24 protein-coding genes and 2 pseudogenes are annotated in these 24,913 nt (G+C 73.4%); 13 read left to right on the forward strand and 13 right to left on the reverse strand.

Annotated features, from left to right (window positions below):
- Positions 1-171: 171 nt before the first annotated feature.
- Positions 172-3,480, forward strand: coding sequence for a glycoside hydrolase family 3 C-terminal domain-containing protein (locus tag ACGFMP_RS24700; RefSeq protein WP_393675156.1), 3,309 nt, complete (start codon positions 172-174; stop codon positions 3,478-3,480).
- Positions 3,481-3,611: 131 nt separating this feature from the next.
- Here ACGFMP_RS24700 and ACGFMP_RS24705 read toward each other — a convergent pair whose 3' ends face one another.
- Positions 3,612-4,889, reverse strand: a complete 1,278-nt coding sequence (locus ACGFMP_RS24705) for a hypothetical protein (protein WP_393675157.1) — start codon at positions 4,887-4,889, stop codon at positions 3,612-3,614.
- 177 nt (positions 4,890-5,066) lie between these two features.
- On the opposite strand from ACGFMP_RS24705, the gene ACGFMP_RS24710 reads away from it, so the two are divergent.
- From ACGFMP_RS24710 to ACGFMP_RS24740, 7 genes and pseudogenes are all read left to right on the forward strand, one after another.
- Positions 5,067-5,219 carry a hypothetical protein gene (locus ACGFMP_RS24710; RefSeq protein ID WP_393675158.1) on the forward strand — a complete coding sequence of 51 codons (153 nt, stop codon included), beginning with the start codon at positions 5,067-5,069 and terminating at the stop codon, positions 5,217-5,219.
- A 65-nt stretch (positions 5,220-5,284) separates the two neighbouring features.
- Positions 5,285-5,482, forward strand: coding sequence for a hypothetical protein (locus ACGFMP_RS24715; protein ID WP_393675159.1), 198 nt, complete (start codon positions 5,285-5,287; stop codon positions 5,480-5,482).
- A gap of 93 nt (positions 5,483-5,575) precedes the next feature.
- Complete coding sequence (locus ACGFMP_RS24720; RefSeq protein ID WP_393675160.1) at positions 5,576-5,833, forward strand: WhiB family transcriptional regulator; 258 nt, start codon at positions 5,576-5,578, stop codon at positions 5,831-5,833.
- A 153-nt stretch (positions 5,834-5,986) separates the two neighbouring features.
- Positions 5,987-6,412 (forward strand): MFS transporter, encoded by a 426-nt coding sequence (locus tag ACGFMP_RS24725; RefSeq protein WP_393675161.1) that lies wholly within the window; start codon positions 5,987-5,989, stop codon positions 6,410-6,412.
- Positions 6,400-6,882 (forward strand): annotated as a pseudogene (locus ACGFMP_RS24730) (MFS transporter); the annotation flags it as partial. The gene ACGFMP_RS24725 and the pseudogene ACGFMP_RS24730, both read left to right, overlap by 13 nt.
- 178 nt (positions 6,883-7,060) lie before the next feature.
- On the forward strand, positions 7,061-7,249 hold the full coding sequence (locus ACGFMP_RS24735; protein ID WP_393675234.1) for a hypothetical protein: 189 nt from the start codon (positions 7,061-7,063) through the stop codon (positions 7,247-7,249).
- Between the two features lie 166 nt (positions 7,250-7,415).
- Positions 7,416-8,036, forward strand: coding sequence for a dihydrofolate reductase family protein (locus ACGFMP_RS24740; protein WP_393675162.1), 621 nt, complete (start codon positions 7,416-7,418; stop codon positions 8,034-8,036).
- Between the two features lie 42 nt (positions 8,037-8,078).
- Here ACGFMP_RS24740 and ACGFMP_RS24745 read toward each other — a convergent pair whose 3' ends face one another.
- Entirely contained in the window at positions 8,079-8,324 is a 246-nt protein-coding gene (locus ACGFMP_RS24745; RefSeq protein WP_393675163.1) for a hypothetical protein, read from the reverse strand.
- A gap of 129 nt (positions 8,325-8,453) precedes the next feature.
- Here ACGFMP_RS24745 and ACGFMP_RS24750 point away from each other — a divergent pair, with 129 nt between their 5' ends.
- Together ACGFMP_RS24750 and ACGFMP_RS24755 are read left to right on the forward strand one after the other, a co-directional pair.
- Complete coding sequence (locus ACGFMP_RS24750; protein ID WP_393675164.1) at positions 8,454-11,990, forward strand: hypothetical protein; 3,537 nt, start codon at positions 8,454-8,456, stop codon at positions 11,988-11,990.
- A 75-nt stretch (positions 11,991-12,065) separates the two neighbouring features.
- The gene (locus ACGFMP_RS24755) at positions 12,066-12,308 is read left to right on the forward strand and encodes a hypothetical protein (RefSeq protein WP_393675165.1); all 243 of its coding nucleotides are present in this window, start codon (positions 12,066-12,068) and stop codon (positions 12,306-12,308) included.
- Between the two features lie 65 nt (positions 12,309-12,373).
- Here ACGFMP_RS24755 and ACGFMP_RS24760 read toward each other — a convergent pair whose 3' ends face one another.
- The 7 genes and pseudogenes from ACGFMP_RS24760 to ACGFMP_RS24790 form a co-directional block, all read right to left on the reverse strand.
- Positions 12,374-12,769, reverse strand: coding sequence for an ATP-binding protein (locus ACGFMP_RS24760; protein ID WP_393675166.1), 396 nt, complete (start codon positions 12,767-12,769; stop codon positions 12,374-12,376).
- A 95-nt stretch (positions 12,770-12,864) separates the two neighbouring features.
- Positions 12,865-14,256, reverse strand: coding sequence for a PP2C family protein-serine/threonine phosphatase (locus ACGFMP_RS24765; RefSeq protein WP_393675167.1), 1,392 nt, complete (start codon positions 14,254-14,256; stop codon positions 12,865-12,867).
- On the reverse strand, positions 14,253-15,491 hold the full coding sequence (locus tag ACGFMP_RS24770) for an ATP-binding protein (RefSeq protein WP_393675168.1): 1,239 nt from the start codon (positions 15,489-15,491) through the stop codon (positions 14,253-14,255). Before ACGFMP_RS24770 ends, ACGFMP_RS24765 begins: the two co-directional genes overlap by 4 nt.
- Positions 15,479-15,895, reverse strand: coding sequence for an anti-sigma regulatory factor (locus tag ACGFMP_RS24775; RefSeq protein WP_393675169.1), 417 nt, complete (start codon positions 15,893-15,895; stop codon positions 15,479-15,481). The genes ACGFMP_RS24770 and ACGFMP_RS24775 overlap by 13 nt, the downstream gene beginning before the upstream one ends.
- An 86-nt stretch (positions 15,896-15,981) precedes the next feature.
- Positions 15,982-16,332, reverse strand: a pseudogene (locus ACGFMP_RS24780) (STAS domain-containing protein); the annotation flags it as partial.
- Positions 16,329-17,180, reverse strand: a complete 852-nt coding sequence (locus tag ACGFMP_RS24785) for an STAS domain-containing protein (RefSeq protein WP_393675170.1) — start codon at positions 17,178-17,180, stop codon at positions 16,329-16,331. The gene ACGFMP_RS24785 and the pseudogene ACGFMP_RS24780, both read right to left, overlap by 4 nt.
- A 230-nt stretch (positions 17,181-17,410) precedes the next feature.
- A complete protein-coding gene (locus tag ACGFMP_RS24790) occupies positions 17,411-18,655 on the reverse strand; it encodes an NAD(P)/FAD-dependent oxidoreductase (protein ID WP_393675171.1) in 1,245 nt (414 codons plus the stop codon).
- 231 nt (positions 18,656-18,886) lie between these two features.
- On the opposite strand from ACGFMP_RS24790, the gene ACGFMP_RS24795 reads away from it, so the two are divergent.
- A complete protein-coding gene (locus ACGFMP_RS24795) occupies positions 18,887-19,396 on the forward strand; it encodes a metallophosphoesterase family protein (protein WP_393675172.1) in 510 nt (169 codons plus the stop codon).
- A gap of 38 nt (positions 19,397-19,434) precedes the next feature.
- On the opposite strand, the gene ACGFMP_RS24800 is transcribed toward ACGFMP_RS24795, so the two are convergent.
- From ACGFMP_RS24800 to ACGFMP_RS24815, 4 genes are all read right to left on the reverse strand, one after another.
- Positions 19,435-19,899, reverse strand: coding sequence for a DUF3291 domain-containing protein (locus ACGFMP_RS24800; protein WP_393675173.1), 465 nt, complete (start codon positions 19,897-19,899; stop codon positions 19,435-19,437).
- Positions 19,900-19,931: 32 nt separating this feature from the next.
- Positions 19,932-20,573, reverse strand: a complete 642-nt coding sequence (locus ACGFMP_RS24805; RefSeq protein ID WP_393675174.1) for a helix-turn-helix transcriptional regulator — start codon at positions 20,571-20,573, stop codon at positions 19,932-19,934.
- A gap of 113 nt (positions 20,574-20,686) precedes the next feature.
- Complete coding sequence (locus tag ACGFMP_RS24810; protein WP_393675175.1) at positions 20,687-22,195, reverse strand: MFS transporter; 1,509 nt, start codon at positions 22,193-22,195, stop codon at positions 20,687-20,689.
- A 110-nt stretch (positions 22,196-22,305) separates the two neighbouring features.
- On the reverse strand, positions 22,306-22,920 hold the full coding sequence (locus tag ACGFMP_RS24815) for an isochorismatase family cysteine hydrolase (protein ID WP_393675176.1): 615 nt from the start codon (positions 22,918-22,920) through the stop codon (positions 22,306-22,308).
- Positions 22,921-23,109: 189 nt separating this feature from the next.
- Between ACGFMP_RS24815 and ACGFMP_RS24820 the strand changes: the two genes are divergently transcribed.
- Positions 23,110-23,502: a BlaI/MecI/CopY family transcriptional regulator gene (locus ACGFMP_RS24820; RefSeq protein WP_393675177.1), complete on the forward strand. Its 393-nt coding sequence runs from the start codon at positions 23,110-23,112 to the stop codon at positions 23,500-23,502.
- A complete protein-coding gene (locus tag ACGFMP_RS24825) occupies positions 23,499-24,434 on the forward strand; it encodes a M56 family metallopeptidase (protein WP_393675178.1) in 936 nt (311 codons plus the stop codon). Before ACGFMP_RS24820 ends, ACGFMP_RS24825 begins: the two co-directional genes overlap by 4 nt.
- Positions 24,435-24,913: the final 479 nt, after the last annotated feature.

Below are 24,913 nucleotides of genomic sequence, written 5' to 3' on the forward strand. Positions count from 1 at the left end.
TGAGGAGTGCGAGTGACGAGCACCTTTCCAAGACCATTCCGCCGCCGGCGGAATTCTGCGCTGACCGTCGCAGTCGCGTCGGTTCTCTTCCTTTCGCTGGCTGGTGCGTCCCATGCGGCTCCGCCGCCCGCTGAGGCGTCCGCCTGCCCCTGGGTCACCTCGTCAGCACCGGTGGAGCACCGGGTCGACCAGCTGCTGAGCCGGATGACCCTGGACGAGAAACTCAACGAACTGCACGGTGACAACAGCAGCGACTACGCGGGCACGGTCCCGGCCGTCCCGCGGCTGTGCATACCGAAGCTGACGCTCGACGACTCACCCGCGGGTGTCGGGCACGGGATGACCGGCGTCACCCAGCTGCCCGCGCCGGTGGCCGACGCGGCGACCTGGGACTCCGGCCTGGCGCGGCAGTACGGCCAGGTCGTCGGCTCCGAACAGTGGGGCAAGGGCGACGACGTCGACCTCGGGCCGACGGTGAACATCGTCCGCGACCCGCGCTGGGGCCGCGCGTTCGAGTCCTACGGCGAGGACCCGTACCTCGCGGGCCAGATCGGGGCCGCCGATGTCTCGGGCATCCAGGACACCGGTGAGATGGCCCAGCTCAAGCACTGGGCCGTCTACAACCAGGAGGCCAACCGCAACAACTCCGACGACGACGCGATCATCGACCAGCGCGTGGAGCAGGAGATCTACCTCTCGCAGTTCGAGACGGTCGTCAAGCAGGCCAGGCCCGCATCGCTGATGTGCTCCTACAGCTTCATCAACGGCCAACCCGCCTGCCAGGACCCGTACATCATGAAGCAGGTCCTGCGCGACCAGTGGGGCTACCAGGGCTTCGTCACCTCCGACTGGGGCGCCACCCACTCCACGGTCGCCTCCGCCGACGCCCGGATGAACATGGAGATGCCCGACGGGCACTACTACGGTGCGCCGTTGAAGCAGGCCGTCGCGGACGGGCAGGTCACGCTCGCGACCGTCGACGACCTGGTGCGGCCGATCCTCACCGAGATGTTCCGATTCCACCTGTTCACCAAGCCTCCCACGGGCGACCCGAGTTCGGTGGTCACCACGCCCGCGCACGTGGCCGTCGCGAGGAAGGTCGCCGAGGACGGCAGCGTGCTGCTCAAGAACGCCGGCAACCTGCTGCCGCTGTCGCCGAACGCCAAGTCGTCGATCGCGGTGATCGGCCGCGACGCGGGCACCGACGCGCTCACCGCGGGCGGCGGCTCCGCAGCCGTCGCCGCCGACTCGGTCGTCACCCCCTACCAGGGGATCGCCGCGCGCGCCGGCAAGAACACCACCGTGCGGTACGCCGCGGGTGACAGCCCCTACGGCGGGCTCCCGACGGTGCCGGCCTCGGCGCTCACCCCCGCTTCCGGGACCGGCGCGGGCCTGACGGGCACCTACTACAAGGGCATGACGCTGTCGGGCGACCCGATCGCCACCGCGAACACCGAGCAGGTCGACTTCAACTGGAACGGCGGCTCACCCGCGCCCTCGGTCCCCACGAGCCAGTGGTCCGCGAAGTACACCGGCACGGTCGACCCGCCGGCCACCGGCACCTACACCTTCTCGGTGACCAGTGACGACGGCAGCCGGCTGCTCGTCGACGGCAAGCAGATCATCGACAACTGGCGCGACCAGGGCGGCAACACCGAGACCGGCACGGTCGAGCTGACCGCGGGGAAGCCGGTGAGCATCGAGGTCGACTACTACCAGGACGGCGGCGGCTCGCTGCTCGACCTGGGCTGGCAGCCGCCGGGCGGCCCCAGCACCTCGATCGAGCAGGCCGTCGACCTCGCCAAGTCCTCCGATGTGGCAGTGGTCTTCGCCGGCGACTTCGAGGCCGAGGGCAGCGACCTGCCCGACATCGACCTGCCGGCCGACAAGAACACGCTCATCCAGGCCGTCGCGGCGGCCAACCCGAACACCGTCGTGGTGCTGAACACCGGCTCCGCGGTGACGATGCCGTGGCTGGACTCGGTGAAGGGCGTGTTCGAGGCCTGGTACCCGGGCCAGGAGGACGGCAAGGCGATCGCGGCCCTGCTGTTCGGCGATGTGAACCCCTCGGGCAAGCTCCCCGTGACCTTCCCCAAGAGCCTGCGGGACGTGCCGGCCTCGACCACCGCCCAGTGGCCGGGTGAGAACGGCAAGGTCCAGTACTCCGAAGGCCTGAACGTGGGCTACCGCTGGTACGACGCGAAGGACATCGACCCGCTGTTCCCCTTCGGATACGGCCTGTCCTACACCTCGTTCCGCTTCGGCGCCCTCAAGGTCTCCGCGCCCACCACCACCTCGCTCGGCACCGTACGGGCCAGCGTGGACATCACCAACACCGGGCACAGGACCGGCTCCGACGTCGTACAGCTCTACGTGCACGACCCCGTCGCGAGCGGCGAACCGCCCGCGCAGCTCAAGGCGTTCCAGAAGGTGAGCCTCGCGCCGGGGCAGACCCGCCGCGTCACCTTCGACGTACCCGCCTCCGACTTCAGGACCTGGAACGAGACCACGCAGAACTGGCAGGTCGCCGACGGGAGTTACGGCCTGATGGTCGGCGACTCCGCGCAGCACCTGCCCGCCGCGGGTTCGGTGCGGGTGGTGCGCTCCTACGGTTCGCAGGGCGTCACCCTGAAGGCCCCGCCGATCGCGCCCTCCGGGCAGTTCACGCTGACCGGCACGTTCGTCAACGACGCCGACGTGGCCGTACACGATGTCACCGTCACCCCGGGAGTCCCCGCCGGGTGGACCGTCAGCCCTCGCGTGGTCCGGCTGCGGCAGGCCGCCCCGCACAGCACCACCGCACTCACCTTCACCGCGACACCTCCGTCCGCCGCCGTCCCCGGGACCGGCCGGCTCACCCTCGACGCCGCCTTCGACGAGGAGAAGGTCGGCCACGGCAAGGTCACCCAGGCCGTCAGGACCATCACCACCCCCTACGCCGGCTTCGCCGCCGCCTTCGACAACACCGGCGTCAGCGACGACTCCGACCCGACGTCGGCGGACTTCGACGGCTCCGGATACAGCTTCTCCGCGCAGCAGCTCGCCGCGGTGGGCATCAGCCCCGGCCGGCCGGTCACCGCGGGGTCGACCAGCTTCACCTGGCCGGACGTGCCGGCCGGGCAGCCCGACAACATCGCCACGCAGGGACAGGTGATCACCCTGCCCGGCAGCGGCAGCAAGCTCGAACTGCTCGGCGCGGGAGGACCGGGCAACCAGAGCGGTGACATCACCCTCACCTACACCGACGGCAGCACCTCCACATCGACGGTCAGCCTGGCCGACTGGTGGGCCAACTCGGCCACGCCGGGCAACACCCTCGTCGCCACCGCCGCCGACTGGAATCAGCCGCCGACCGGCACGGGACCCCACAAGGTGAGCGTCTACGCGACGTCCGTGCCCGTCACCGCGGGCAAGACGGTCGCCTATGTCAGCCTGCCGAACCTGCCCGGCATGCACCTGTTCGCCGCCACGTTCGACTAGGACGCCCACGGGAAGGGCAGAACGGGCGGGCCGCGCGTCGTCGCGGCCCGCCCGTCGCCGCGTTGCGGCCAGGCGGCAGCGGCCAGCCGTCAGGCGGCTGCCGTCGGGCAGCTCCGGTCGGGGAGCGGGGATCAGGTCGCGGAGATCAGGTCGCGCGCCGCGGCACGTACCGCGTCGTAGGCCTGCTCGAGCACCTCCGCCGAGGTCGTCACCCCGGGCGTGTCGTCGGGCGTGTGGAACTCGCGGAAGTTGCCCGCAAGGGACAGCAGCGGGACCGCCGGGCCCAGGGCCGCGTTCCACACCGCCCCCTCGCCGGGGAACTTCGCCGCCTGGTTGAACCTCGCGGCGGCGAGGTCGGCCGCGAGCCCGGGCACCGCGTCGAAAGCGGGGTTGCTCGCCGCGCCGCGCGGCGCCAGCTCGAAGTGCCCGTCCGGCCCGGCCGCGGCAGCCGCGAGCGCGGAACCCAGGTGGAAGACGGCGCGCGGCGCCAGGTCGAACTCCTCGGCCAGGTAGGCCCGGGCGCCGTAGTTGTTCAGCTCGTGGCCGGTGTTGCCGAGGAAGAACACCGGGTGCTCGCGCGACAACTCCGCAGCCAGCTCGAGCGCCAGCGCGACGCCGGTCCCGCGCTCGGCGGCGCAGGTGAACCATCCGGTCAGCGGAGTGGTGACGACGATCGGGTCGGCCACCGGCCTGCGGGTGCCGAACCAGCCCGTCAGGCAGTACGCATGGGCGCGGACGGTCCGCGCGGCGAAGTCGACGTCGGCGCCGTACCGCTGGATCCGGTCCGCGTCCCGTCCCGGGACGAGCAGCGTCGGGACGCCGGTCTTCGGGGCGTCGGGGTCGCTGTTGTAGCCCACGAGACCGTCGTACGACGGGTAACCGGCCGCCGTCGTACTGGTCGTGGGCAGCACCGCGACGTCCGCACCGGCCACGGCGGCCTCGGCCACCGCCGCGAGCACCGCCGGGTCGCTCCCGTCCTTGCTGGTCGTCACCGGCCGCACGAACTGCGCGCGGCCCCGTACCCGGCCGACGCCCTCGTAGTACAGCGGAACGGTCGGCAGCCGGACCCTGCCGACCCGGACCTCGGCCGACCACCGGTAGTGCGGGTAGTCGTAGCCCCACCGGCCGGTGAGCGCGCCCCGGCCGCGCAACTCGCGCTCGAGCCAGTCGAGCGCCGCCGACTCCTCCCGCGTCCCGGTCCGGTGGATCGGCCAGCGGCTGTAGCCCTCGACGACCGAGTAGAGCGAAGCGCCGAGGCCCCCGGGACGCGAGGCGCCAGCCGCACGGTGGCCGGCGGCGGCGCGCGCCGGGCCCGCGCCGAGGGCGCTGACCCCTGCGACCGCCGCTCCGGTGGCGAGCACCGCCCGGCGGGTCGGACGTCCGGGAAGGTTCGATCTGCTCGATGTCATGGTCTGCTCCGTGAGTTTCTCGACCGGCCGCACCTCGTGACCCCTGCGGCGGCACACCGCAGGAGCTGCAGCTCGGGGCTGCTTGATCGTCACCGGCCCTGGCCCCGACCTGCAATGACGGAGCCCGAGATTTCACGTGTTGGCAATGGTCTGGCCCGATCGGGCAATACGGCGGGTATGACCGACACACCGCGAACCCCTGAGACCCCCGACCCGCCGCTGCTCGACGACGCCGTGGAGGACGCGGCCATGGACGAAGTGCTCGACTCCTACACCGAGGCCATCGAGGAAGCGCAGCAAGCCGGGCGACCCGATCCCGAGGAGAGCTGAGGCTCTTTTTCCACCCCGGCCCGAACTTCCCGATTCGATTTCCGCTCAGCGGTCAGGAGATCAGCATGACGCACTTGAGGATGACGACACCCGGCAGCCACCAGTGGGGCGCCGACACGACTGTCGGCCACCCGCACAAGCACGCACGAGAGGGCAGGCCCAGCCACCACGCCGCGGGCTCGCTGCCCCTGCGCCACATCGTCCTGCTCTCCGCGGCCGTCCTGATCGTGATCGCCGCAGCGCTCGTGGTGGCGCTCGGCTGACGAACCGCCCGCCCTCGGACGCCCGGGAGCGGCCGCCTGCCGTGCGGGCCGCGCCGAACCCCCCGCCGAGGCAGATCGAGCGATGGAGGAACCATGACCCACGACTGGCAAGACCACGCCGCGTGCCGTGACGAGGACCCCGAACTGTTCTTTCCCGTCGGCACCTCCGGCCCCGCGCTGCTGAAGATCGAAGAGGCCAAGGCCGTCTGCAACCGCTGCCCGGTCATGGACCGGTGCCGCCAATGGGCGCTGGACACCGGCCAGGACGTCGGCGTCTGGGGCGGGCTCGGCGAGGAGGAGCGCCGCGCGCTGCGGCGTCGCGCCAGCCGCGCCCGGGTCCGCCAGGGCTGAGGGCCGCGCCCCGCACCGCCCGCTGCCGGTCCACCGCTGACCGGGATGCTCCCGAGCCGACCGGCGACCGCGGGCAGGAGACGATGTCGAAGGCTTTCCGGTGATCCAGCCCGGACCGCGGGAGCGGCATCCAGGCCGGCGCGGTGACGGGAGTTGCCGACGAGCCCTGATGTCGAGCCCGAGTCCGAGGCACGGAGCCCGTGGCGCCCGCGGGATTTCCTCCTGCTCTGGGGCGGCCAGGCGGTCAGCGAGATGGGCTCGGCGGTCACCACGGTCGCACTGCCGCTGGTCGCCGTCGTCGCGCTCAAGGCGAGCACCTTCCAGGTCGGCCTGCCGGCGGCCGCCGCCACGGCGGCGTTCGCGGTGGTCGCGCTGCCCGCGGGTGCGATCGTCGACCGCGGCACCAAACGCTCCATCATGATCGTCTGCGGCATCCTCCGCCTCCTGGCCATCGGATCGATCCCCCTGGTGGCCGCGTTCGGCACCCTGACGATGGCCCAGCTCCACGCCGTAGCGCGACCGCCGGTGTGTGCACGGTGTTCTTCGACGTCTCCTACCAGAGTTACGTGCTGTCGCTGATCAGCGCCGAGCACCGGATGGAGGCCAACGGCAGGCTGGGGACCACTCAGGCGTTCGCCCGACTCGGCGGCCCCGGCCTCGGCGGCGGCCTGCTCGCGGTGTTCGGCGCCGCGGGGGCGATGACGGCCGACCCGATCTCCTACGCGGTCTCGGTCGCCGCGATATCCGGGATCAGGAAGCGCGAGGCGCCGCCGCCTCGGCGGCAGGCGGACGAGACGTTGCGGAGCCGGATCGCCGAGGGCCTGGGCTTCGTCGTCAGGCACGACGTGCTGCGCAAGGTCGTGGCGTGCACGGGGACCGCGAACCTGTTCGGCGGCATGGCCTCGGCGCTGGGGACGATCTTCCTCATCCGGGTGCTGCACGTCCACGCCGGGCTGATCGGCCTGATCGTGGCGGTCTCCGCCGCCGGCGGGGTCGCCGGGGGAGTGTTCGCCGGTCGCCTCGCCGAGCGGATCGGCTCCGCGCGGATCATCAGGGTGTCGATGCTGGTGGTCAGCGCCCCGCAGGTCGTCGCCCCCGTCGCCTGGCGGGGCTGGGGGTGCTGCTCTTCCCGCTGGGTTCGGGCGCCGCGTCTTCGCCGGGGTGGTGTACGACGTCGCACAGCTCAGTCACCGGCAGTCGGTGACACCGCCGGGGCTCATGGGGCGGATGAGCGCGGCCGTCCGCTGGGTCGTGTGGGGGACGTTGCCGCTCGGCGCCGTGCTGGGCGGGCTGCTGGGCACGCGGATCGGGGTGCGGCCCACGCTCTGGCTGGCCGCCGCCGGGTCCATGGCGGCCGGCTGGTTCGTGTTCTTCCCGCCGCTCCGCCACATGCGCGACCTTCCCGCGCCGGCCTGAGGGCTGTCCCGGAACCGCAGCGAGGTGCCGTGGCTGTCGTAGTGCCCGCCCGGGATCGCCGGGCGGTCCTCAGCGTCCGTCGCGCCCCGGGAGCACTCCCGCGTCCGGTGTGCGGCGGCCCCCGCCCGAGCGATGAGTTCGGGCGGGGGATCCGGTCTGCCCAGGTATGACTCGAATCATCGCTGACATCTCCGTCTCCCTCGACGGCTTCGTCACCGGGCCGGACGCCGGGCAGGACAACGGGCTGGGCGTCGGGGGCGAGGCCCTGCACATCTGGGCGTTCTCGGACGACCCCGACGACCGCCGGGTCCTCAGTGAGGCCACGGCCCGCTCGGGGGCGGTCGTCCTGGGGCGCCGGCTCTTCGACATCGTCGACGGGCCGAACGGCTGGGACGACGAGACCGGCTACGGCGCCCGCGAGGTCGGCGAGCCCGCCTTCGTCGTCGTGACGAGTTCACCGCCCGAGTCGGTGCGGCTCACCGACCTCGACTGGACGTTCGTCACCACCGGCCTGGCCGACGCCGTCACCGCGGCCAGGGAGCGGGCCGAGGCGGCGTCGTCCCGCTGCGGCCGGGACCTCGACGTCGTCCTCATGGGCGGCGGGGCCACGGTCGGCTCGGCGCTCGACGCCGGGCTGGTCGACGAGTTGCGGCTGCACCTCGCCCCCGTCGTGCTGGGCGCCGGGACACGCCTGTTCACCGGCGGCGCACCGCACACCCTGGTGCGGCGAAGCGTGACACCGACGCCGAACACCACGCACCTGGCCTACGACGTGCTCCGACGGTGAGCCCCTGCCGCCCGTGATCCGCCGAGCCGGGTACGCCCCCGGTCAGCGGCCGCCCGGCGGCTCGCGGCGTGCCCTGCTCCGTACCCACCACACCAGTCGCCCGGCCAGATACACCAGCAGCGCGACGGCCCCGACCTTGACCACGGCGGTGTACCAGCCGGCCGGCTCGTCGTCACCGCCGCCCGCCCGCACCAGCAGTACTGCGCCCACCACGGTGGCGACCACCGCCAGGGCCACGGCGTACCGGGCGGCGGCGGGCAGCCGGCTCAGGTCGACACGGCGTCGCATGGGGCGAGTGTCGCACAACCACCCGCTGCCCCCTGGGCCGTTGCGGATGCCGGTTAGGGCAGCAAGTCTTCCCTTTCGGCCACACGCGCGGCGCTGGCCGCACCGGCGGCCGGCTGGGACCGTGCGGGGGTGACAGCAGGGACGCGCGGGCCCGGCCACGCCGACATGCCGGACGGCCCCGACCGGGTCCGCCCGTCCGCTCCCGAGCCCGCGTCCGCGCTGACCGGCGACCGGCCGGCGCCCGCACCCGCGCAACCCCCGACCGCAGCCGGGCACCGCGCAGGCTGGCTGCTCGGCCTGCAGCGTTCGGCAGGCAACAGCGCGGTCGCCGGGCTGGTCGCGAACCAGCGGCGCGCCCTGGACGGCGCCGGGCCGCAGGGCGCCGCCCCCCTCACCGTCCAGCGCGCCGGTGAGGACATGTCCGCCGCCCTCCAGGGCAGGGCCGAGCAGCAGATCGCCGCCGCCAAGGCCGCCCGGGCCGAGGACGGCGAAGGCGGCGGCGAACCGGACACAGCGGCTGAGCCCCCGTCACCGGAGGAGGTCGCGGCCGAGAAGGCCAAGCAGAAGCGCGCCATGTCCGGCGCGGTGACCCCCACCGACACCAGCGGCGCCCAGTCCTCGGCCGGCGCCGCGGCAGGCGAGGCCAAGGCCGAGGCAGCCAAGCCGCCCGAGCCGGTGGCGGCCGCGGGGGGAGCCCCGCCCGCCACCACCGGCGGCGGGGCCGGCGCCCCCGGCGCGGGCGAGGCCGCCGCGGCAGGGCAGCTCGCCGCGCGGGCCGCCGCACTCGCGCAGGAGGGGACACCGCCGGAGCCGCCCGCCCCCGTCGCCGTCGAACCCCCGCTGACCACCGTCGACGGCGGCGGGCGGGAGATCCCGGCCAACCCCGCGCTGGAAGGCGCGGCCGCCTCCGTGGCGTCGCGGGTGCAGGCCCTGCGCGCCGGCGCCCACCAGGTGCGTACCGCCGCCGCGGCCGAACGCTCCCAGGGGCACCAGATGGAGGCCATGCTCCAGGCCGGACGGGCCGCGGTCGCCGACAGCGACGCCGGTGTGGCCGCGCTCAAGGAGCACAGCGCCCACCGGCGGAGCGCGGCCGAGCAGGCCAGGGGCGCGCTCGGCGTCTCCAAGGAGAAGGCGGCCGCCGTCGCGGCCGGCGCCCCCCAGGTGACCGCGAAGAGCGACGAGGGCGCGCAGAAGTCCGGGCCGATGGCCGCCGAGTCCGGACAGCTGGCGGCGGAGAACGCGGCCAACACCCCGGAAGACGGCGAGGCCGCAGGCAAGTCAGCCGAGCAGGGGGGTCAGCTGACCCGGGTCGGCCACGACATGGGCACCGTCGACAGCACGATCGGGCAGACCAAGGCCCGCGCCGGCCAGTTGGCGGAGGAGGCCGCGGCGGCCGCGGTCTCCAACACCGCCACCGAAGGCAGGATCGGCGAGACCGAGGCGGCCGTCGCCCAGTCCGAGGCCAAGGCCGCGGCCATGACCGGGCAGAACGCCGCGGCCAAGTCCCGCCTGGACGGCTTCGCCGCGCAACCCGCCGCCCACCGCGCCTCGGCCGACGCCCTCGACGCGCAGGGCACGGCCCTGCACACCGCGTCCGCGGCCATGGAGGCGCGCCTGGCCGCCGCGCAGGCCGCGTACCTCAGCGGCATGTCCGCGATGCCCCCGCCGGTCCCCGCGCGCCGCGCCGGCGTCCCGGTGCAGCGCGCCGCGTACGAGGGGCGCACCCGCTATGACCCCTCGGGCGCGATCACCCGTACGCTGCCGCCCTGGCTGACCGGTGAGGACCCGCCAAGCGCGGCGTCGGCAGCGGCCCACCAGGCCAAGGAGGAACAGCGCAAGGCCGACGAGATCGCGGAGATCGACAGGGAGTGCGGCGGCCACTTCGAACAGCTCACTGCCTCCCAACGGGCCGGTATCGCGCTGCGCCTGACCGGCCGCCATCTGCTGACCGGCATCGGCGACACCGACTTCGCGAAGTTCGGCCTCGGCCTGCTGCGCGGCTTCGTCGACCCGCGGGCCTCGCTGATGGGCGTCGTCAACGGCTTCGGCCAGATCGCCTCCGGTGTCGCCAACCTCTTCAGCGCCGAGCAGTGGTCCAAGGACCCGCTCGGCAACGCCCTGAAGTCCTCGGCCGACATCGCCACCGGCGTCACCATCGTCCTGGGCTCCATCGCGGGCCTGGCGGTCGCGATCGGCATCATCCTCACCGCGATCGCCATCATCGGGTCCATCTTCTCCTTCGGCGCGGTGGGCGCGGCACTGGCCCCGATCATCCTGTTCTGCGGCACCGTCGCCTCGACGGTGGGGCCGTGGGCACTGTGGGCGGCGGGTGTCGCCCTGGTCCTGCACGGCCTGGTCTTCATCAAGAACCTCATCGACGCGTCCACCGCGTCGACGGCCACCCAACTCCAGCAATCCTCCGACCAGATGACCGAGGACGCGCAGAACGCGGGGGCCATGGCGCTCCAGATCGGCATGGCCAAGGCGATGGAGTTCGGCGGCAAGCTGCTCGGCGGCGGTGGCGGGCGTGGCGCACCGGCGGGCGAGGGCCCCGTGGTCGGCGAGGGCACCCCCGTCGCTGAGCCGGCTCCGGTGCCCGAGGGCACGCCCGTACCGGAAGCGGCCCCGGCGCCCGAGGCGGCGCCCGCCGCAGAACCGGCACCGGCGCCCGAGGCCGGCCCGACCGCGGAAGCCCCCGCACCGGCCGAGACGGCCGCGGGCCCGGAGTCGGCCGCGGGCCCGGAGTCGGCCGCGCCGGAGTCCGGCGGGCCGGCCAACGACAATGCCGTACCGCCCGCTGAGCCGGCGCTCGAACCCGTCGACCTCGATTCCGGGCCGCCCGCCAACGACAACGCGTACCCCGGGACAGAGCCTGCCGCCATGACCGCGGACGGCACATTGCCGACGACCGACGGCCCCCCGCGCCCGGAACTGCGCGTCATCGAGGGCGGCGCCGGCTCCCAGGGCCCGACGGGCATGGCGGGTGAAGGCCCGGTCGGGATGGCGGGTGAAGGCCCCACGGGCATGGCGGGGGAGGGCCCGACCGGCATGGCGGGCGAGGGCCGGGTCACGGGCAGCGAGACCGGCGGCTCGGGCGGGGGAGGGGGCTACGAGCCCCCCGTACCCGGCGAAGGCCCGTCCCTTGGCGAGCAGATCGCGGACGAATTCGCCGAGCACCAGGCGGGAGCCGAGGCCGCGGGGGACGTCGAAGCCGACATGCTGGAGTCCGGGCTCAGCGAGCGGGCGGCGTTCGAAAGCCCTTCGGCCGACTCCGAGGTCGTCACGCCGGAGTCCCCGGCGGCGAAGGCGGACGCGACCCTCCAGGCGCTGATGGAGCACGTGGACCAGGCGCAGGAGCGCTTCCACGCGGAAGGCTTCACCGAGGCGCAGACCGAGGCGATCGAACGGGCTCCCACCCAGGCGGCCAAGGACGGTGCCCGCGCCAGGTTCTACGGCGAACGCATCGACACCTTCGTCAAGGAGACCATCCAGGGCGACCGGCGGCTCGACCACCTCGGGGTGTCGGAGATCAAGCAACCCGGCCCGGACTTCTTCGACCCGACCATCGACACCTGGTACGACATCACCACCGCCAAGAGCTGGCCCGCGCACGTGGCGAAGTACGGCTCGGGAGGCGCAGGCGTCCACGTCCCCTCCGGCCGCTGAGCGTCCCCGTCCACCCCGACCAGCCCATGGGCCGGGTGGCGGTTTGCCGACCCCGCGCAGGGGCACGCGGCAGCCATGACACATGAGACGAGCGAGACCCCGGGCGAGGAGCACCTGCTGCTCAGCGCAGACACCAACGGCGACGGCAAGGCCGACGTCTGGATGGTCGACACCACAGGTGACGGCAAGGCCGACCTCTACCAGTTCGACACCACCGGTGACGGCACCGTCGACGTCACCATCGTCGAGGACCCCGACCACGGGGAAGCCGCACGCACCGTCGTGGAAGGCGACGGAGGTCATCCCGTCCCCTCCTGACCCGATCGGCCCCGGCAGGGGGCCCATCCGGGCAGCGCACAGCCCGCACGACGCCCACCGTCGGCTCAGGTGACCAGACCGAGGTCGACGGTGATGTGCTTCCCGCCCTCCGGACGGTGGGCGACGCTCAGGACGCCGCACAGGGCGACGACGATCTCCATGCCGTGGCGGCCCACCCGCGCAGGGTCGGGCGCGAGGATCGTCGGCAGCGCGGCGGAAGAGTCCCGCACGGTGATCCGCAGCCGGTCGCCGATGATCTCCAGCAGCACGCGGCAGGGGCCGGGGGCGTGCCTGACGGCGTTGGTGACCAGTTCGCTCACCACCAGTTGGGCGTCGTCGAGCGAGCGGTCGCTCACCGGCACACCGCGCTCGTCCTTCGCCCGCCGGAGGAAGCCGGCCGTCAGCCGCCGGGCCGCGGAGATCGCCGAGGTGGTGCCGTCGAAGTCACCGCTTGCCTGCACAGGCCGACACATCCTCTCTGACACGCGGACACGGAAGCCGGTACCGCGACACGACCGTGCGGCGTCCGGCTCCGTCTACCCCCTCCGGCACCGGTCTACCGGGAGGATCCGGGTTCGTACTTCTCGTGCTGTACGTGCTGTACGTGCTGCAGGTGCTGATCGGGCGGAGCCTCGGCGGGGTGCAGGAGCGCGGCGAAGACGATGATGTCGTCCTCCGCCTGCTCGCCGAAGCGCTCTATGAGTGTGTCGCACAGCGCCTCGGGCGCAGGCGGCCCCCCGGCTGTCACCTCGCTGAGCAGACGCAGGCGGTCGCGGAGATCGCTGGTGCGGGTCTCGATGAGCCCGTCGGTGATCATCAGCAGCCGGCTGCCGGGGGCTATGTCGTAGGCGATGGCCTCGGGCCGGTTCAGGTTGAGGCCGAGGAGCGGCCCGTGCCGCTCCAGGTAGGTCGCGGAACCGTCGGCGGTCACCACCAGGGGCGGCAGGTGCCCGGCATTGGCGATGCGCACGCGCCGGTTGCCGGGTTCGACCAGGATGATGCACACCGTGGCGGTCCAGCCGGGACGGTGCAGGTGGAGCAGGTTGTCCAGGCGTTCGAGGAGTACGTGCGGGGGGTGGCCTTCCGCGGTGTAGGCGCGCAGCGCGTGGCGCAGTTCGCCCATGACGGTCGCGGCCTTGAGGGAGTGGCCGACGACGTCGCCGACGGCCAGCAGCAGTCCGTGCGGGCTCTGGACCGCCTCGTAGAAGTCGCCGCCGATCTCCGTCGTGGACGTCGCCGGGAGGTAGCGGACGGCGAGCTCGACCCCCGGCACATCGGGCAGCGTCGTGGGCAGGAAGGTGCGCTGGAGGGCCAGGGCGAGTTCGTGCTCCTCGGCGTAGCGCTCCACGACCTCCTTGTGCTCCACGGTGAGTTCGGCGTAGAGCGCCATCACCCCGGCGTTGGTCTCGGTGAGCTCCTCGTTGAGCCGCTCCAGCTCGTCGCGCTGCGCGTGCGCCTCCTGGAGGGAGGCGAGCAGGTCCTGGGTCTGCGCCCGCAGGTCCTCGATCGCGCTGACCGGGGCCTCGGCGTGCAGGATGTCCCGGATCCGGGCGGGGTCGAGGACGGCGGCCGGCAGGGGATAGGCGATCTCGACGCGACCGCCCGCGGCAGCGGGGCGGTGGCGGGTCTCGGGCAGCAGGCGGGTGACGGCGTTCAGCGACTCCTCGCTGGGGACGCGGTCGTCCGTCCAGGAGAGGACCACCTCCAGCGCCGCAGGAGCCGGGTGCAGCGTGAAGACGGCGGTCATCGCGGCAGGACGCAGCAGGTCGCGGCCCAGCTCGCTCACGGCCGTGGCCAGGCGCACCTGGTCGCGGCTGTCGAGGCCGATGGCCTCGGCGAGCGACTTGGCGCGGCGGCGCAGCGTGAAGATGTCCTGCTCGGTCGCCAGAGTGGCCAGCAGCACCCTGGACGGCCCGTACGTGGAGCGGGAGTCGGCAGGCTGGTTCACCAGGCCCCCTTCGCGACCACCACGCTCGCGTCGTCGCGTCGCGTACCGGCGTGCCGGAGCAGGCCCGCGGCGGTCACCACGGGCCGGTGGCCGATCAGCCCCGCCAGATCGGCGGGCGTCCAGCGCTCCGTCAGCCCGTCGGAGTGCATCACCAGCGCCCCGTGGTCCGGCAACGGGTACTCGTAGGTGTGCAGCTGGCGCATCTGATGGCCCACGATGCCGGGATGCGACAGCAGGTTGGAGCGGGTGTCGGTGGTCACCAGCGCCGCGGTGATGTTGCCCACCCCGCAGAACAGCAGGCGCCGCCCCTCCGCTTCGATACGTGCGATGGCGACGGCGGCACCCCGGGTGCCGTGCAGTGCCCGGTGCACCTCTTGTATCGCCTGCTCCGGTGTGCGGGCCGAGCCGGTGCGGAAGGCCTGGACGGCGGCCTGTCCGGCCTTGGCCGCCAGCGGTCCGTGGCCGAGGCCGTCGCACAGCATCACCAGCACGCCCTCGCCGGATCCGGTCGCCGCCGACCGCAGGGGAGCGGACCTGCGCGGCCCGACCGCCCGCGCCGGGACCGCCGGGCGCTGTTCCGCGGCGCCGCGTCCGGCGTCCGAGCCGGGCCTGCGCATACCGGTCAGGGTCTGCCAGTCCAGGGCGTTGCGGCGTTCGCGGCCCTCCTGTGACTCCTGCTGCTCCCGCTCCCGTCCGCCGCTGTCGGTCCGCGCCGACCAGGCGTCACCGCACACCAGTTCACCGCCGATGGGGCGGGTGATCCCGGCGACCAGCGACTCTCCCGGCGCCGGCACCTCCGCGGAGGGCCGGGGCCAGAAACGCGCCATCTGGACCGTGCCAAGACCGGGCCGCGAGTGGATGTCGAAGATGTCGGCGAGCCGCCGGACCGCGCCGAGGCCGATCCCCAGCGTCCCGGCGGTCGAAGAGCCGTCCCGCAGGGCGGCGCCGATGTCGCTGATCCCGGGCCCGTGGTCGGTCACCACGACCTCGATCCCCGCGACCAGGGGAGTACGGAGCACGCGCAGCGCGAGGGCGCCGTCGATGGCGTGCTTGCGCATGTTCGTCACGATCTCGGTCACCGCGAGGACGACCTCGGCGCTGCGCTGCTCGGTGAAGCCGATCCGGCGCGCCAGCGCGGCGGCGCTGCCCCGGGCGGCCTCCGCGTGGTCCCGGAACCAGGCCACGTCCTCGCATTCCGTCAGGTGGATGCCGCCGCCCGCCGTCACCGTGCCCACTTGGTGACGGTGACCGTCGTGCCCTCTCCCGGCACCGTGTCGAGCAGGAAGTCGTCCACCAGCCGCTTGGATCCGGAAAGCCCGAGGCCCATTCCCGTCCCGGACGTCCAGCCGTCGGTCAGCGCCAGGTCCAGGTCGGGGATACCGGGCCCCTGGTCGGCGAAGACCAGGCGTATCCCCCGACGGCCGCGCTCCTGGACCAGGTCAGCGGTCATCGTGCCGCCGCCTCCGTAGATCAGGGTGTTGCGAGCCAGTTCACTGGCCGCGGTGACCAGCTTCGTCTGCTCGACCAGGGACAGCCGGCACTCCTGGGCCAGCGCCCGCACCAACTGGCGCGCCTGCACGACGCCGTCGTTGGTGGTGATCGCCAGGACCCTCGGGCCGGCGGGGCCCGGGGCTGTCACGACTCGGCCGGATCAGTTCGTGCAGACCTCGCGTCCGGCGATTCGCCGCTCACGTCGCGATCCTCGTCACCGAGCCGGAGCGCGCGGGCGCGGTCCAGTACCTGGAGACCCTTCTGCAATGTCAAGGCGGTCTTGACCCCGCCCAGCGACAACCCGAGCTCGACCAGGGTGATCGCCACCGCCGGGCGCATGCCCACCACGACGGTCTCCGCGTCGAGCATCCGGGAGATCGACGCGATCGTGGCCAGCATCCGGCCGACGAAGGAGTCGACGATCTCCACGGCCGTGATGTCGATCACCACACCGTGGGCACCGGTCTCCACGACCTTCGCCGCCAGGTCGTCCTGGAGGGCCATGACGGTGTGGTCGTCCAGGTCGGTCTGGATGGAGACCAGCAGCACCTGCCCGATCTGCAGGACCGGAACGCGGTCGGTCATCGGGCGGCCAGCGGGGTGGTACGCGACACGGTCACGCCGGAAGCACGCAGCGCATGGCGCAGCGCGTCGGCCAGGGTGGCCTTGGTGACGATGTCGCCGAAGTCGATGCCCAGCGCGACGATGGTCTGTGCGATCTGGGGGCGGATACCGGAGATCGTGCACTCCGCGCCCATCAGCCGGGCGGCCACGACCGTCTTCAGCAGGTGCTGGGCGACCTCGGTGTCCACGGCCGGGACGCCGGTGATGTCGATGATGGCCTGCTCCGAGCCGCTGTCGATCAGCGCCTGGAGCATCTTCTCCATCACCACCATGGTGCGGGCGGAGTCCAGGGTGCCCACCAGCGGCACCCCGATCACGCCGTCCCACAGCTTGACCACGGGAGTCGACAGTTCGAGCAGCTGCTCGGCCTGCGCGCCGATCAGCTCCTCCCGCGTGCGGGAGTAGACCTCGATGGTGAACAGGCCCAGGGCGTCCACCAGCCCTGCGAACGCCAGATACGCGGGCACATCGGCGTCGTCGCTGGTCAGCGTCGGCTCCAGCACCTGCTTGAGGGCCAGGACGCTCAGCGCGGTCTCCGAGGGGCTGAAGCCCTGCTGCGCCCGGCTGCGGGACAGCTCCGCCAGCAGCGCGCGCACCTCGCCGAACGCCTCCCCGTGCGCGTCCAGGCTTCCCTCGCCCAGCGCTGCCACCAGAGCGGCGTAGAGCTCCCCGAGCTCACGCTCGACCTCGGCCCTGCTCACCCGGCCGCCCAGCGAGCCGGACACCTTCGAACCCCAAGCGGGCGCCAGATCCTCCCCCCGTGTCGAGAGGAGATCCACTATGCGTCTCGTCATGTCCTGCGAAGCCATGGCACACACCCTTCGTCGGCGTTAGGCCAAACGGCCTCAGTCGAACACTAGATCATGCACCCCTTACCCCGCTGTGCCGACTTCGTGCATGAGTGTTCGGTCACCATGGGGACCGGCACCGGTTCATACGCCGGCGCTGCTGGACCCTCCGGCGTGAGCGGGCGGCGGCCGGCCGTCCAGGGGTGACCCGGCGGGCGGTGGAACGGCCCGCCGCCTGCGCCGCCCGCAGGTCACCGACCGCCGTGCAGGTCGGTGAGGACTTCGCGGGCGGCGCGGGCGCCGGAGGCCAGGGCGCCCTGGAGGGAGCCGGTGGCGCGGTGGTCGCCGCAGACGTAGCGCGCGGGGGCGACGCGGGTGCTGCGGATCAGCGGCCAGGGCGGGGGCATCGCCGGCAGGGCGTCGGCGACGGGGTACTCGGCGATCGGCTCCCAGCGGTCGGTGTCGGTCCCGTAGAGGTCGGAGAGCACCGTACGCACCGCGCGCTCACCTGGACCGCCGGACGCGCCGAGCACGGAGGTGGACACCAGGGCCCGCCCGGGGGGTGCGCAGGCAGGGGAGATCTCGCTGAGGACGACCGTGTTCAGCACCCGCCGGGCGGAGTCGACCAGCAGGGTCGGCTCGGCGAGCGGTGCGGACGAGGCCGCATGGTAGTAGGTCGTCACCGCCCGGGTGCCGGGTACGGTGAGCCCCGGCAGCAGCGCGGCGGCGGCGCCGGGTCCGGTCGCGACGACGACGGCGCGGCCCGCCACCTCCTCGCCGCCGGCCAGCAGCACACCGTCGTCGGTGAGCCGGTCCACCGGTGCGTCCACCCGGACGGTGCCGCCGGGCAGGCCGGCGGCGAGCTGGGCCGGCACCGCGCCGATGCCCGCGGCCGGCAGGCAGAGGGTGCCGCGCAGCATCGAGCGCCACACCAGGTGGAAGAAGCGGCTGGACGTCTCCAGCTCGTCCTCGAGGAACACCCCGGACAGGAAAGGCCGGAAGAGCGATTCGACCAGGTCCTCCGACAGGCCGGCCGCGGCGAGCGCGGTACGTGTCGTACGGTCAGGGGCCGCGCGCAGCACCCCGGGAGGTGCCAGCAGGTCCCGTGCGCTCAGCAGCGCGAGCGCCGCGACGTCCCGCGCCGAGCCCAGGCGCCCCGGCAGCAGATCGGCGCTCTGCCGCAGCCGCCGGGTGGGGTCGGTGAACCGCTTCCAGCCGCCGGGGGTGTGGATCAGCACGCCCGGCGTGAACGGCCGCAACCGGAGCGCCCGCAGCCGCAGTCGCGCCTTGACCTGCGGGTAGGAGGTGTTGAACACCTGGAACCCGCGGTCGAGCCTGAATCCGCCGACCACGTCGGTGCGCATCCGGCCGCCGACCGCGTCCGCCGCCTCCACGACCCGGACCCGGGCCCCGCCGTCGATCAGATCCCGTGCGCAGGCCAGTCCGGCGGCTCCCGCCCCGACCACCACCACGTCCACCCTGCCGGCACCCGCCATGGCCGCCACCGCCTTCCGCTCTCGCTGTGCGTACCCCGCCTGCCCCCGCGCCCCCCGCGGTTCGCACGGACGGCGGTACGCCGGTTCGACGTCCTTGACGTGTCGGGCCCGTACGGGTGCGGCCGGACGTAGGGTCGGCGTCCGGAGAGACGCGAAGGCCGCGGCCCGGCGAGCGGGTCGGACCGGCCGCGCGGTCACGCGGGAGACCGCGATCACTCAGGAGGCCGCGAGGTGAACGTGTTGCTGACGACCGACACGCACGTGCCGCTGCGCGCCCGGCGGCTGCCCGCCGGGTTGCTGGGCGCGATCGACGCGGCCGATGTCGTCTTCCACGCGGGCGACTGGGTGGACGAGGCCACGCTCGACCTGCTGGCGGCCAGGGCCGGGCGGCTGGTCGCGGTCCACGGCAACAACGACGGGCCCGCCCTGCGGGCACGGCTGCCCGAGGTGGCCAGAGCGGAGGTGGCGGGCGTCCGCTTCGCGGTGGTGCACGAGACCGGCGCGGCGCGCGGGCGCGAGGAGCGCTGCGAGCGCCTGTACCCCGATGCGGACGTCCTGGTGTTCGGCCACAGCCACATCCCCTGGGACACCACCGCCGCAGGCGGGCTGCGGTTGCTCAACCCGGGCTCCCCGACCGACCGCAGGCGCCAGCCGTACTGCACCTACATGACCGCGGTCGCGGACGGCGGCGCGCTGTCGGAGGTGGCCCTGCACCGGCTGCCGCGCCGCGGCGAGGGCTGACCACCCGGCGCCCGCGGCGGGCCGGCCGACCGCAGGGCCTATCCCGCGGCGACCGGTGCGGGGTGCGGGTCGCGGAAGGTGAAGGCGAGCGGCCCCGGGCCCTGCTCGCGCAGGGTCGCGATGCGCTCCATCGCCTCGGCCACGCTCGGGTGGTGGCCGGCCGGGACCCACCACAGCGCCTGGTGCGGGCCGTCCAGCCGCTGGAACCACTCGCGGCGGCGGCTCAGCACGCGCAGGTGGTCCGTGTGGTACGCGAAGTCGCGGAGGGCTTCGACCGACTCCCAGGTCGAACAGTTGATGAGGAGCATGCCGTCGTCGCCGTCCGGCCGCAGACCCGTCGAGTCCTCTCCGTCGTCGTCGACCATGCGCCATACGAACCCCGGCGAGTGGTCGGCCAGTGCGTTGATCTCGGGCAGTTGTGCGACGAAGTCGGCCAACTCGGGGCCGTCCAGGGGGGCGACGATGCGGCCGATGTTGACCTGCGCGACATGAAAGCCAGTCATGGGGCCAGCATGCCAAGGCGCGGTCTCTATAGTCAATCAGAATTGTTTTTAGAACAGAGGCTCACGCAGCACCCGCCAGGACACGGATCGAGGGCAGCCGACCACCCCTCAGGAGCCATGCCTTCGATCAGTGCCAGGTTCATCCCGCAGATCAGCGCGCGGAAGTCGTCCGCGAGGGCGTGGAAGGGGCAGTTGCCCAGCCGCAGCGTCCCGTCGTCCCAGAAGGGCAGGTAGCCGCGGGCGCGGAGCACCTCGACCATGTCACCCGCCGCGGCGTCCGGGTCCGCCGCGCCCGCGGCCCGCGCCGCGGCCTGCAACTCCAGGTCGAGCCCGGCGCGTTCCACGACCTCCGCGAGCAGCCTGCCGGCGGTGTCGTAGGACCGGGGCGGCAGGGACACGGCGTGCTCGCCCTCGACCCGCCGGTACATCTTCGCCGGCCGGCCGGCTCCGGGCCCCGTGCGCTCCGAGAGCCGCCGGAAGGACGCGGCCAGCAGCCCTGCCGCGACCAGCTTGTCCAGGTGGAAGGCCGCAAGCGACCGGGAGACCCCCACCGCCTCCGCGGCGGCGTCCCGCCCCACCTCCGACACGGCGGCGGCGACATGGCGGTAGAGCTTGCGCCGTACGGGATCGCTCAGCATGCCCAGCGCCGCGAACGCGTCGTCTTCAGCAGTCACCCCAGGGATTCTACGACCGCCGTGCCACCGGGTGTTTCCGTGAATCCGCAGGTCACACCGGCGGCTCGACGCCGGCGGCCCGCAGTGCTCGGTCCCGCGCCGCCATCGGCCCTTCAGCGCTCGATATCGCGCTCCCTGACCAGCCACACCGCCAGGATCGCGCCGAGGAAGCAGACCATCGAGCCCAGGAAGACCACCTCGTTGAACCCGTCGAGGAAGCCCTGGCGGGCCGCCTTCTCGACCTGCTGCCTGGCCTGCGGGGGAAAGGCGGCGAGTGCCTGGTCCAGACTCCCCGACGAGGCGGCCTCGACCAGCTCACGCGGGTGGTTGCCGCTCGCCGCGGGTGTCCCCGCCGTCAGGTCGCGGACCTCGTCGGCGCCGCGGCCCACGAAGATGGCCCCCCATACGGCGATGCCGACCGCGATGCCGACCTGCCGGAAGGTGTCGTTGATGCCGGCCGCCATGCCGCTCTGCTGTCTCGGCACCACGCTCACGGCCACGTCCGCGATCACCGGGTTGATCAGCCCCGTCCCCGCGCCGGCGATCACGAACCCGGCCAGCAGCGACGTCCACTCGTCGCCTGGCTCCGCGCCGCCGATCAGGTACAGGCCGATGCCGACCCCGGTCAGGCCGATGCCGAGCAGCGTCCTGGCCGGCACCCGCGACAGCAGGGTCCCGGCGATCGGCGCGGCCAGGAAGCTCACCGCGGTGACGGGCAGGTAGCGCAGGCCGGTCCCGAAAGGTGTGAGGCCCAGGTAGTTCTGCATGTAGAGCGTGATGTAGAGGAAGAGGGCGAAGAGCGAGCTCGACACGCCGAACGCCGCCAGTTGCACGCCGGTGAAGGCGGGCCGCCGGAAGAGCGGCAGCGGAAGCATCGGCTCCGGCACCCGGATCTCGATCCCGATGAACAGGGCCATCAGCGCGGCGGACCCCGCCAGCAGCGACAGGATCATCGTGCTCGTCCAGCCCTCGTCGTTGCCCCTCACCAGTGCCAGCACCAGCAGGAAGAGGGATCCGCTGAACGCCGCCACGCCGGCCCAGTCGACCCGCGTCGCGTGCGGATCGCGGCTCTCGCGCAGCCGCAGGAAGGTCACCAGGAGCGTCACCGCCCCGATCGGCACATTGAGGTAGAAGATCGACTCCCAGCCCAGCGAGTCGGTCAGCGCCCCGCCGATGAGTGGTCCGATCGCCACCGCCGCGCCGATCGTCGCCCCGTACCACCCCATCGCGACGCCGCGCTCCCGGCCCGCCGGGAATTCCTGCGCGACCAGCGCGAGCGACACGGCGAACATCGCGGCCCCGCCGATGCCCTGGATCGCCCGCGCCACGTTCAGGAACGTCGGGTCGGGCGCCAGCGCGCACAGCAGCGAGGCCGTGGAGAAGATCGCCAGCCCCCAGGCGAAGATCCGCCGCCGGCCCAGCCGGTCGGCGAGCGAGCCGGCGGTCAGTACCAGCGCGGCCAGCGTCAACGCGTACGCGTCCAGCACCCACTGCAGGTCGGTGAAGCTGGCGTCCAGGTCCTTCCGGATCGACGGCAGCGCCACATTGACCACCGTGATGTCGAGCAGCAGCATGAATGTCGCCACCGACACCGCGACCAGAGTCCACCACTTGCGCTCCACGCCCAGCCGCTCCCGTTGTCGCGTACGTCCCGTTTTGCACCCTCACGCTATGCCGAGAGGCGCGGGAGACACGGGATGTACGGACGCGAACCGCGGGCGATTCGCCGCGGTCAGAGCCCCGCGATCACCTCGGCGGACGTCAGCGGCAGGGAGAACATCGGGTAGTCGTACGCGATCGCGTTGTCGTGCTCCTCCTGGGACGTGGCGGCGAGGCAGTCCCGCACGGTGACGACCCGGAAGCCGTGCTCGTATCCGGTGCGCATCGTGGACTCCACGCAGCAGTTGGTGAGGAAGCCGCCCAGGATGATCGTGTCGATGCCCTTGCTGCGCAGGATGAAGTCGAGATTCGTGCTGGCGAAGGTGTCCAGGCCGCGCTTGCCCTCGATCACGATGTCGCCCTCGGCCGGCGCCAGGTCGTCCACGATCGCGGCGCCCCAGCTGCCCTTGACGAACGCGGAGCCGTCCACGACCCCCTTGAGGATGCCGTACGGGTGGCGGGAGAGCTCGCCGTAGCCGGGCGCGAAGGTGATGGGCGCGTGCATGACGGTGACGCCGGCGGCGCGGGCGGCCTCGGCGAGCGCCACGGTGTTCGCCAGCATCCCGGTCTTCGCCATCACGTCGGCCACGGCGCCGTTGAGCACGCCGCCGGGGCTGGTGAAGTCGTTCTGGTACTCGATCAGGACCAGCGCCGTCTTCGCGGGATCGAGGCGGAGGGTCTCGGACATGGCGGCTCCTCGTGTGAGCTGGGACACGGCGACTGCTCGGCCCAGCTTGCCCGAGGAGGTGCCCCGCGCGACAGCGTGCCGCCGGTGCGGCGGCGCTCGATGCCCCGGCAGGACGCTCTGACACACTGGGCCGCGGGGGCATGACCGTGCCCAGGGGTGCGCAGCGACGACAGCCGGCGGAAGGGCCAGATGAGCGCGAGGCGGGGCCGTTCGCCCGGCGGTCTCGAACGTGAGGTGGTCGCCTGCCTGGCCGCCTCGGGGAAGCCGATGACCGCGTCGGAGGTGCAGGCGGAACTGGGCGGTGGCCTGGCCTACAACACGGTGCTGACCGCCTTGTCCCGGCTGTACGCGAAGCAGGCCCTCCAGCGCTCGGCGCGGGGGCGCGCCTTCGCCTACCGGCTCGCGGGCGAGGGGGCCGCCGACGCCGAGGCGCGGGTCACCGCCCACCGGATGCACCAGCTGCTCGAAGCCGGCGCGGACCGTACGAGCGTGCTGGCCCGGTTCGTCGGCGGGCTCGACGACGCGACGGAGGACCTGCTGCGGACGCTGCTGGCGGAGTCGGAGCGCGAGGACAGGCCGTGACGGCCGCCGGGCCGCAGTGGCCCGCCCTCACCATGGCCGCCGTGCCCTTCGCCCTCGGCGCGCTGAGCGCCCGGCTCTCCCGCCGGGCCGGCGCCCGCCTGGCGCCGGCCGCCGCGACCGTACTGCTGACCGCCCTCGCCCTGACCGTCGCGCTGAGCACCGGACTGCTGCTCTGCCTGGCGGCGGTGATAGCGCTGGCCGAGGCGCCCGGCCTGTCCGGCCTCGACCACTGGTCACCGAGCGCGCTGCGCGCCGGTGTTCCGGTGCCGCCCGCCGTGGCCGCCGCCGGCGGGCTTGCCGCGGCGCTGCTGCTCGCCTCCGCGGGCCTCCACCTGGTGCGGGTCGTACGCGAAGCCCGGCGCGCGTCGGCGGTCGCGGCGGCGCTCCCGGAGCTCGGCGGCGCTCTGAGCGTCATCGAGGACGACGCCGCCATCGCCTACACGATCCCGGGCCGCCACCGGCGCATCGTGGTGTCCACCGGGATGCTGAAGCTCCTGCCTGCCGCCCAGCGCCGCGCCCTGCTCGCGCACGAGGGCTCCCACCTGCGGCACCGGCACCACCGCTACGTGCAGTTGGGGCGGCTGGCGGCGGCCGCCAACCCGTTCGTGCGTCCTGTCTCCAGGGCCATCGACCTGGCCGTCGAGCGGTGGGCCGACGAGAGCGCGGCGGCCGAGGTCGGCGACCGCAGGACCGTTGCCCGCGCGCTGGCCGCGGCCGCGCTGGCGTCCGCGGCGCCGCGTCCCGCGCCGCTCGGGGGCAGCCTGGGCGGCGCGCGCGGCGACATCGGCCGCAGGGTCGACTCCCTGCTGCGGCCGCCCGCCCGCCACCGGCTCGCGTGGGCGGTCGTCGCGGTCGGGATCGTGGTCTGCTGGACGTCGACCTTCGCCGCCATCGAGCACATCCACGCGCTGATGGAACTGGCCGAGGGGTAGCGGGAGCCGCCGGTCGGCGAAGGGGCCGCGCCCCCGACCCGCCGCCGGTTCTGCCAGGCGGCGGGCAGCCTTCCCGCCCTGCCGGACGCACACCGGATCACCCGGGATCACCCGGCTGCCGCCGCCCCGTTCTCCCGACCCGCTGCCCGCTGCCCGCTGCCCGCTGCCCGTCACCGCTCTCCCGACCCGCCGGACGTACGCCGGCGAGCGGGTCGCACCTCCCCGCCGCGAGGGGGCGGCGGACGCCCCCGTCTGGACAGTCCGTCAGGCCGGCCGCGGATCCGCCCGATCGGATGGCGGGCACACCCGGCCGCAACCGATCGGACGGGCCGGCGCCCCGCTGGCCCGCTCGCGGCCGCGGGCGTTTATTCGTGTGATGCCGTCATTTCTCCACCATGTCCGTGCGTCATGCACGAATCCCATTCCCGCTGGTCGCCTCCCGTTCCGGGAACGTTCAACTGGCCGTCCACGCCCCACAT

The sequence above is a fragment of the Streptomyces sp. NPDC049040 genome (genome assembly GCF_043197715.1).
Taxonomy (GTDB): domain Bacteria; phylum Actinomycetota; class Actinomycetes; order Streptomycetales; family Streptomycetaceae; genus Actinacidiphila.